Source organism: Streptomyces africanus (genome assembly GCF_002150735.1).
Taxonomy (GTDB): domain Bacteria; phylum Actinomycetota; class Actinomycetes; order Streptomycetales; family Streptomycetaceae; genus Streptomyces; species Streptomyces africanus.
This window is the reverse complement of record NZ_MUKA01000084.1, coordinates 1-7,203: the sequence shown is the minus strand read 5'-3', so window position 1 is coordinate 7,203 and position 7,203 is coordinate 1. Positions and strand designations below refer to the sequence as shown.

Genomic DNA, 7,203 nt, shown 5'->3' with positions numbered 1-7,203 from the left:
CGCAGCGGTTGGCGCGTCAACGGGGAGTCAGTCGGTATCCGCCCCCATCGCGCCGTTCCGAGGACGGACACCCCCCGGCGCGGCCCCGACCCACCACCCGGCGTAAGGCGCGACGCGCACCCCCACGACACCCGCGCAGGCCGCCGCAGGCATCCGCACCCGCACCCGCACCCGCACACGACACCTTCACGCCACAGAAGCGATCCGCATCCTGATGTCCGCGGGCGACAACGCCCCCTTCGCCGTCACATGATCCCCCGACGACTCCCCACGCAGCCGCCGCCCGATCCACGGCACCAGAAACTCCCGCGCCCAGTGCACATCGTCCCGCCGGACCTCAAGCGGCCCCCGAGCCGGCAGCGGCGGCCACGGCTGCTCCGGGTCCGCCGGAACCTCCAGCCCGAGCACCTGCCCCGCGCGCAGCGCCACCCGCGTGTGCCCCTCGGGCGACAGGTGCAGCCGGTCGGCGTCCCAGGCCCTGCGGTCCTGCACACTGCGCAGGGACCACAGGTCGAGCACCGGGCAGCCGTACCGGTCGGCGATGGCCCGGACATGCCCGTTGTACGTCGCGATCTTGCCGCGCAGGTGCTTGAGCACGGGCACCCCACGCGTGTCGAACCCGGTCGTCACCATCACCGTGCCGGCCACCGCCGTGAGCCGCGCGAGGGCCCGCTCGAAGCGCTCGGCCACCTCGTCCGGGTCGGTACCCGGCCGGAGGATGTCGTTGCCCCCGGCGCAGAACGAGACGAGGTCCGGGGCCATGTCGACGGCCCGCGGAACCTGGTCCGCCACGATCTGGTCGAGGAGCTTCCCGCGCACGGCGAGGTTGGTGTACTGGAAGTCGCCTTCGGGCCGGCGGTCGGCGAGCAGGACGGCGAACCGGTCGGCCCAGCCGACGAACGCCCCGTCGGGGCCGGGATCACCGACGCCCTCGGTGAAGCTGTCCCCCACCGCCACGTACGACCCGATCACTGCTCTGCTGTCACTCTTCGAATCGTCTGCCACAGCAGCTCATGATTCACCTTCGAATGTGACTTACGCGACCGTAGGAAAGGGTTGACGGGCGGTGAGATAAGCCACTCCTAAAGTGTTCGCCAACTCCGGAATAGATCACCCGTCAACGACGTTGCGCGGTCTGTCGCCACACCCGGAAGCCCGTGATCCGGAAGTGACTCCACACGGTCCGGAATCCGAAGTGCCCACCCGTGTACGGCTCCGGATCGCTGTAGTCGAACACGAGCCTCCCGTTGTTCCACCACCGCACCGAAGAACCGTCGGAGACGATCCGCACCCGGTTCGGCTCCCCCGGCACCAGCAGCGGCTCGGTGTAGTCGTAGATCAGCGGCCGGACCCCGGGCTCCCCGACGTACCGCCGCAGCCGGGTCGTGGTGTTGTAGTTGGCCCCGTAACCGGCGTAGTACGTCGTCAGGTGGTCGTACTCCTCCAACGCCCCACCGCGCGGCGTGGCGAAGAGATCTCCCGGGGAGCGGACGTCGGTCGCGTTCCAGAAGTTGTTGAGGTCCGAGACCCGGTCGTTGACCCCGCCCTCGGAGACAGGCGTGGCGGTGTACTCGAGGACGTACGGCCCTTCGAGCCGCTGCCTGAACCAGACGGTCGCGCCGCTCGGCACGTCGATCTCCAGAACGCCGCGAGAGGCGGTGACCGTGCCGCCGTCCTGGAGTTCGGTCACCCACTGGTCGAGGCCGTGACAGAAGTCGTCATGGGCGATGAGGCGGCGCCGGGGCGCGGCGTACGCGGCGCCCGTCGGAACGAGGGCCGCCAGGGCGGCTCCGGCGGCCAGGCCTGCGAACGCTCTACGAGTGGTCGGCACGGGACATGTCTCCTCGGGGATCCGCCTGGAAGGCTCCAGAAAGCGCTTGCACTCCGGTCGGGATCACTCTGTCCCAACTGCCGCCCGCTGTCGATCCCTTGGGCCGGTCAGTACCCGCACACACCGAAGGCCGGACCCGGGGATCGGGGTCCGGCCTTCGGTCGCGTGTCAGGCGGGTGGTGACGCGGTCGGTCAGCCGACGGAGACGCCGTGCGAGCGCAGGAAGGCGACCGGGTCCATGTCCGAGCCGTAGTCCGGCGTGGTGCGGATCTCGAAGTGCAGGTGCGGCCCGGTCACGTTGCCGGTGGCGCCCGACAGTCCGACCTGCTGCCCGGCCGTCACGGTCTGGCCGGCCGAGACGGAGAGCTGGGACAGGTGGGCGTACTGGGCGTAGTAGCCGTCGGCGAGCTGGATGACGACCTGGTTGCCGTACGCGCCGCCCCAGCCGGCGGAGACGACGGTGCCCGCGCCGACGGCCTTGAGCGAGGTGCCGGTCGGGACGACGAAGTCGACACCGGTGTGGTAGCCGCTGGACCACATGCTGCCGGCCATGTGGTACGGGGTGCCGATGGTGGCGCCCTCCACCGGGAGGGTGAAGCCGCTGGAGGTCGCGGCGGCCGGCTTGGCGGCAGCCGGCTTCGAGGACGACTCCGAGGCGGAAGACTTCGAAGCCGAGGACTTGGAAGCCGAGGCCTTCGGCGCGGACGGGGCAGAGGCCTTCGGGGCGCTCGCCGCCTTCGTGCCGATCGCCAGCTTCAGCCCCGGGTGGATCAGCGACGGGTCGTCGCCGACGGCGTCACGGTTGTCCGCGTAGAGCTTCTTCCAGCCCCCGTCGACGTTCTGCTCGTCGGCGATCTTCGCGAGGTAGTCACCGGCCCGCACGGTGTACGAGCGGGCGCCCGTGGCCTTTTCGGCGGCCTTCTTCCCGGCGGCCGGAGCGGACTGGACGGCCTTTTCCGGGGTCGACTGCGGGGTGGCGGCGTGAGCGCCGGCGGCCCCCATGAGCGGAAGGGCGAGAGCGGCCCCACCGGTTCCGGCGACGGCGATGGAGCGGGTGAAACGCTGGGACTTCGGGCGGCGGTGCTTACCCTTCGCGGGCATGGCGCATTCCTCTCCGTCGCCTGCGAGGTGAGCTGTCGGGTGCGGACTGGAGATGCCCGGCCACGCCGAGGCGCGGCTTAACCCCAAGCCGTTCCGGGAACCGGAACAGGCGTCTTACCTGTGGGTCCCCCGCTCCTGCCGTACGTCGGGTCAGTGTGTGCGGGCTCCGGGCGGCGGCAGGATTAGGCGTCCGTCCGGATTGGTGTGGAAGGTAAGCGACCAGGACGCAAAGGAACAAGCTTGCGGTTGCCCCTGACAGCCATTTTCTTGACGCGCCGACACCTTTTCCGTCACGGAGCGTGGATTACCGATCTCCCGCATCCCGCAATACCCCTGAATAACGCCAGAATTACGTGCACATGGCAACAACACATCGTCACGAATATGACGATGCTCACGCACCCCGACCTCATCTCCTTTACAGTCGGGGCACGTTATACCTAAATATCCGAAGCGCTCCCTATTCGGACAGAAGGGCTACTTGCGCTGAAGCCGGACGACGGTGGCGTCCAGATCCCCGCGCAGGTCGACCCGCAGCCCGTGATGGATCAGCACGGCCCCTCGGTGAACTTCACCCGTTTTGAGGCATTCGTACGATGCCGTGGGATCGAGCCCACGCAGCCGGAGCGCCGGAACGGGCTCGCCGTAGCGCTGCGCCTGGAGCCAGGCGAGGACGACGGTCTCGTCGCCGAGGACGTACTGCACAGCGCTCAGGCCGCCCTCCGGCGGGCGCAGCCGGTACAGGTCGCCGCGCTGCACCACGGGCCGGATCTCCTTGTAGAGCTCCACCCAGTCCCGCGCCTCGGCGAGTTCCCGCTCCGTCCACTTCGTGAGGTCGCCGCCGACCCCGAGCACCCCGGCCATGGCACTGACGAACCGGAACCGCAGGGAGCTGGCCCGCTGGTTGAGCATGGCGTTCGGGCTGTCCGTGACCCAGGCGGCCATGACCCGGGCCGGGTGGATCTGGCTGAAGCCGTGCTGGATGGCGAGCCGGTCGAGCGGGTCGGTGTTGTCGGAGGTCCACACCTGGTCCGTGCGTCCGAGCACACCGAGGTCGATCCGGCCGCCCCCGCCCGAGCACGACTCGAAGGCCACCCGGGGGTGGGCGGCCCGCAGTCGGTCCAGCAGGCCGTACAGGCCATGGACGTGGTCGACCCACAGCCGCTGCGGGTACGGGTCCTCCGGCCAGCCGGCGTCGGTGAAGCAGCGGTTGAAGTCCCACTTGACGTAGTCGATCGGGGCGCTGGAGAGGAGCCCGTCGAGCTGCTCCCAGAGGTACTCCTGGACGTCCTCGCGGGCGAGGTTCAGTACGAGCTGATTGCGGAACTCCGTCCGCTTTCGTCCCGGTTGGTACTGCACCCAGTCCGGGTGCGCGCGGTACAGGTCGCTGTCCGGGTTGACCATCTCCGGCTCGACCCAGATGCCGAACTGCATACCGAGGCCGTGCACGTGCTCGGCGAGCGGCTTGAGGCCGCCCGGGAAGCGGTCGGGGTTGGGGGTCCAGTCGCCGAGCCCGGCCCGGTCACTGGTGCGCGCCCCGAACCAGCCGTCGTCGACCACGAACAGCTCGACGCCCATGGCGGCGGCCCGCTCGGCGAGCGCCCGCTGCTGCTCCTCGGAGATGTCGAACTCGGTGGCCTCCCAGGAGTTGAACAGCACCGGCCGGTCCTGGCCGGCGCCCGGGATCACGTACGTCCGCTGGTAGGCGTGCCAGGCGCGGCTGGCCCCGCCGTGACCGCCGTCGCTCCACAGCCCTGCGAAGACGGGGGTCGTGTACGACTCCCCCGTGCCCAGCATCAGCAGGCCCGAGTCGTCGTACCCGGCCCCGCCGGTGATCTGCACGCGCGCGTCCGGGAGCTGGGCGACGGCGATCCGCCAGGACCCGGACCAGCCCAGGGCGCATCCGTAGACCTCGCCGTGCTCCTCGGTCGCGTCGGTGTCGAGCGCGACCCAGGGCAGGTGCTGGTGACCGGTGTGGCCGCGGCGGCTGCCGATGACCTTCTCGCCGTGGGTGAGGTCGGAGCGCTCCAGCCGGGACTCGGCGCCCCAGCGGCCGTGCAGCTGGGACAGCCGCCAGGTGTCGCGGTCGGGCAGGGTCCAGGTGGCGGAGTCGGCGCGCAGCACCTCGACGGCGGGCCCGTGGTTGTCGAGGGTCACCCAGCGTTCGACGACGTCCGTCGAGGGGGGCATCCGGTAGTGCAGCGTGATGGCCAGGTCGCCGTCGCGGAAGCGCAGCCGCAGCTCACCGTCCTCGGCGTCATGACCCTCGTAGGTCCACTCCGTGCCGCGCCGCTCGCCGGTGCGTACGGACAGGGCGGGCCGTGCGAAGCGGGGGCCGCCCTCGACCGGGTACTCCTCGCGTCCGTCGAGCGGTGACTCGAAGGGCCAGTAGTCCGGCAGCGGCCGGACGGCGAGGGACTCGGCGTCGGCGAGGCCGATCCGGGGGCCCCAGTGCAGGTGCAGCAGTTCGTCGCGGTCGGTGACATGGACGGCGTAACTACTGGCCGGCCCCGAGAGCACCCACGTACGACCGTCTTCGGAGATGTCAAGCATCAAGGCCTCACAGATTCGAACAAGCCCGACCAGGTGCGACCAGGCTCCGACATCATCAAGGGCCGCGGGGGCTCCCGGCAACGCCTGTGGACAACTCATTGCCCCAGGCAGGCATGTCGTATCGTCGGGTGGTGCCCGTCGACGAGCCGCGCCGGCGGCGCCGAAGGGGAGGAGCCCTCGTGACACAGCAGGTCCCGTCGACCGAGCCCGAGCTGGCCGGAGTGCGCAACTTCCGCGATGTGGGCGGACTGCCGACCGTGGACGGGCGGCGGGTGCGGCAGGGAGTGCTGTTCCGCAGCGGCCACCTCGCCCATGCGACCGGGGAGGACGCCGCCTTCCTGGCCACCCTGGGCCTGCACACGATCTTCGACTTCCGCAACGCGGCCGACCAGAAGCTCGAAGGGCCGGACATCGAGCTGCCGGGCGTGCGCAATGTGAACCTGCCGCTGAGCGACCCCGCCGACGGCGCCGAGTTCTGGAAGATGGTGCGCGACGGCGACCTGGACCAGCTGCGCGCGATCCTCTCGGACGGCAAGGGCGCGGACCGGATGATCGCCTCGTACCGCACGATCATCAGCAACCGCACGGCCGAGCACTCCCGGGTGCTGCACGCGCTCGCCGAGGACAGCGTCCCCGCCCTGATGCACTGCGCGGCGGGCAAGGACCGCGCGGGTCTGTCCATCGCGGTGACGCTGCTCGCCCTGGGCGTCGAGCGCGAGGCGATCGTCGACGACTACCTGAAGTCCAACGCCAGGCACCGCCGCTACAAGGTGCACCGCAGCAGCTCCGCCGCCTCGGCCTACTCCCCCGAGGTCATGGAGCTGCTCAGCCCCCTGTTCGACGCGCGCGCCGAGTACCTGACGGCGGCCTTCGACACCATCGAGGAGACCTGGGGCGGCGTCGGCGCCTATCTGGAGAAGGGGCTCGGGCTCACCCCGCAGACCCGGGAGCGGCTGCGCGAGCGGCTGCTCGACTGACGTACGGCACCGGCCCGGCGGCTACTTGGCTCCGACCTCGAACAGCAGATAGACGAAGGCCGCGAAGACATGGCCCACGACGAGGTAGATGAACAGCCGCACCCACAGGGCGCGGGGGAACTTCTCCTCCATGTCCTTCACGGCATGTCTCCCGGCGTGGGGCCCAGGCACAGGGCGGCCGTGGGGCTCTGCAAGAGGGTGTGGACGAAGAGCAGTTCGACGCCGTCCGGGTCCTGGGCGGCGATCCGGTGCGGGGTCAGCGAGTCGAAGTGGGCGCTGTCACCGGGCGCGAGCTGGTGCGTGGTGTCGCCCAGGCGCAGTCGCAGCCGTCCGCGCAGTACGTGGAGCCACTCCTCGCCGGGGTGGACGCGCACGATGTCGCCCTGGGAGCCGTACGGGACGTGGACACGCAGGGCCTGCATCCCGCGCCCGGGTGCGCCGGCCTGCCAGTACGTCCAGCCGCCCGCCGCGGTCGGTTCCATGTCGGCGGCGCGGATGACGGCGTCCCGGGCGGCGGGCGTCTCGCCGAGCAGCTCGGCGACCGTCGTACCGTAGATCCGGGCGAGCGCGAGCAGCATCGGCAGGGACGGCTGGCGCTGCCCGGTCTCCAGACGGGAGAGGTGGGCGGGCGACAGCCCGGCGGCGCGGGCCGCGGCCTCCAGGGTCAGAGAGGCCTGGCGCCGAAGCGACCGCAGTTGCGGCGCGACGGCGGGCAACGCATCCGCTGCCTGGTCAGCGGAC

7 protein-coding genes and 1 riboswitch are annotated in these 7,203 nt (G+C 70.7%); of the genes, 1 reads left to right on the top strand and 6 read right to left on the bottom strand.

The window, feature by feature from the left end; all coding sequences use genetic code 11:
* Positions 1–186 precede the first annotated feature (186 nt).
* The 4 genes from CCL05_RS13385 to CCL05_RS13370 all read right to left on the bottom strand — a co-directional run bounded on the left by CCL05_RS13385 (position 187) and on the right by CCL05_RS13370 (position 5,485).
* Complete coding sequence (locus tag CCL05_RS13385; protein WP_086560720.1) at positions 187–972, bottom strand: SGNH/GDSL hydrolase family protein; 786 nt, start codon at positions 970–972, stop codon at positions 187–189.
* 145 nt (positions 973–1,117) lie between these two features.
* Positions 1,118–1,831 (bottom strand): DUF6250 domain-containing protein, encoded by a 714-nt coding sequence (locus tag CCL05_RS13380; RefSeq protein ID WP_086560719.1) that lies wholly within the window; start codon positions 1,829–1,831, stop codon positions 1,118–1,120.
* A gap of 192 nt (positions 1,832–2,023) precedes the next feature.
* Positions 2,024–2,932, bottom strand: a complete 909-nt coding sequence (locus tag CCL05_RS13375; RefSeq protein ID WP_086560718.1) for a M23 family metallopeptidase — start codon at positions 2,930–2,932, stop codon at positions 2,024–2,026.
* 4 nt (positions 2,933–2,936) lie between these two features.
* Positions 2,937–3,098: riboswitch (cyclic di-AMP (ydaO/yuaA leader) on the bottom strand.
* 311 nt (positions 3,099–3,409) lie between these two features.
* The gene (locus CCL05_RS13370) at positions 3,410–5,485 is read right to left on the bottom strand and encodes an alpha-galactosidase (RefSeq protein WP_086560717.1); all 2,076 of its coding nucleotides are present in this window, start codon (positions 5,483–5,485) and stop codon (positions 3,410–3,412) included.
* Positions 5,486–5,664: 179 nt separating this feature from the next.
* On the opposite strand from CCL05_RS13370, the gene CCL05_RS13365 reads away from it, so the two are divergent.
* The gene (locus CCL05_RS13365; RefSeq protein WP_086560716.1) at positions 5,665–6,462 is read left to right on the top strand and encodes a tyrosine-protein phosphatase; all 798 of its coding nucleotides are present in this window, start codon (positions 5,665–5,667) and stop codon (positions 6,460–6,462) included.
* Between the two features lie 21 nt (positions 6,463–6,483).
* Here the strand turns inward: CCL05_RS13365 and CCL05_RS13360 are convergent, their stop codons facing one another.
* Together CCL05_RS13360 and CCL05_RS13355 are read right to left on the bottom strand one after the other, a co-directional pair.
* The gene (locus CCL05_RS13360) at positions 6,484–6,603 is read right to left on the bottom strand and encodes a DUF6126 family protein (RefSeq protein ID WP_040903800.1); all 120 of its coding nucleotides are present in this window, start codon (positions 6,601–6,603) and stop codon (positions 6,484–6,486) included.
* Positions 6,600–7,178, bottom strand: coding sequence for a helix-turn-helix domain-containing protein (locus tag CCL05_RS13355; protein WP_086560715.1), 579 nt, complete (start codon positions 7,176–7,178; stop codon positions 6,600–6,602). Before CCL05_RS13355 ends, CCL05_RS13360 begins: the two co-directional genes overlap by 4 nt.
* Between the last annotated feature and the right edge of the window lie 25 nt (positions 7,179–7,203).

Coding starts and splice junctions, on each gene's coding strand:
- CCL05_RS13375 (WP_086560718.1), bottom strand. CDS start 2,932: ATGCCCGCGAAGGGTAAGCACCGCCGCCCGAAGTCCCAGCGTTTCACC.
- CCL05_RS13370 (WP_086560717.1), bottom strand. CDS start 5,485: ATGCTTGACATCTCCGAAGACGGTCGTACGTGGGTGCTCTCGGGGCCG.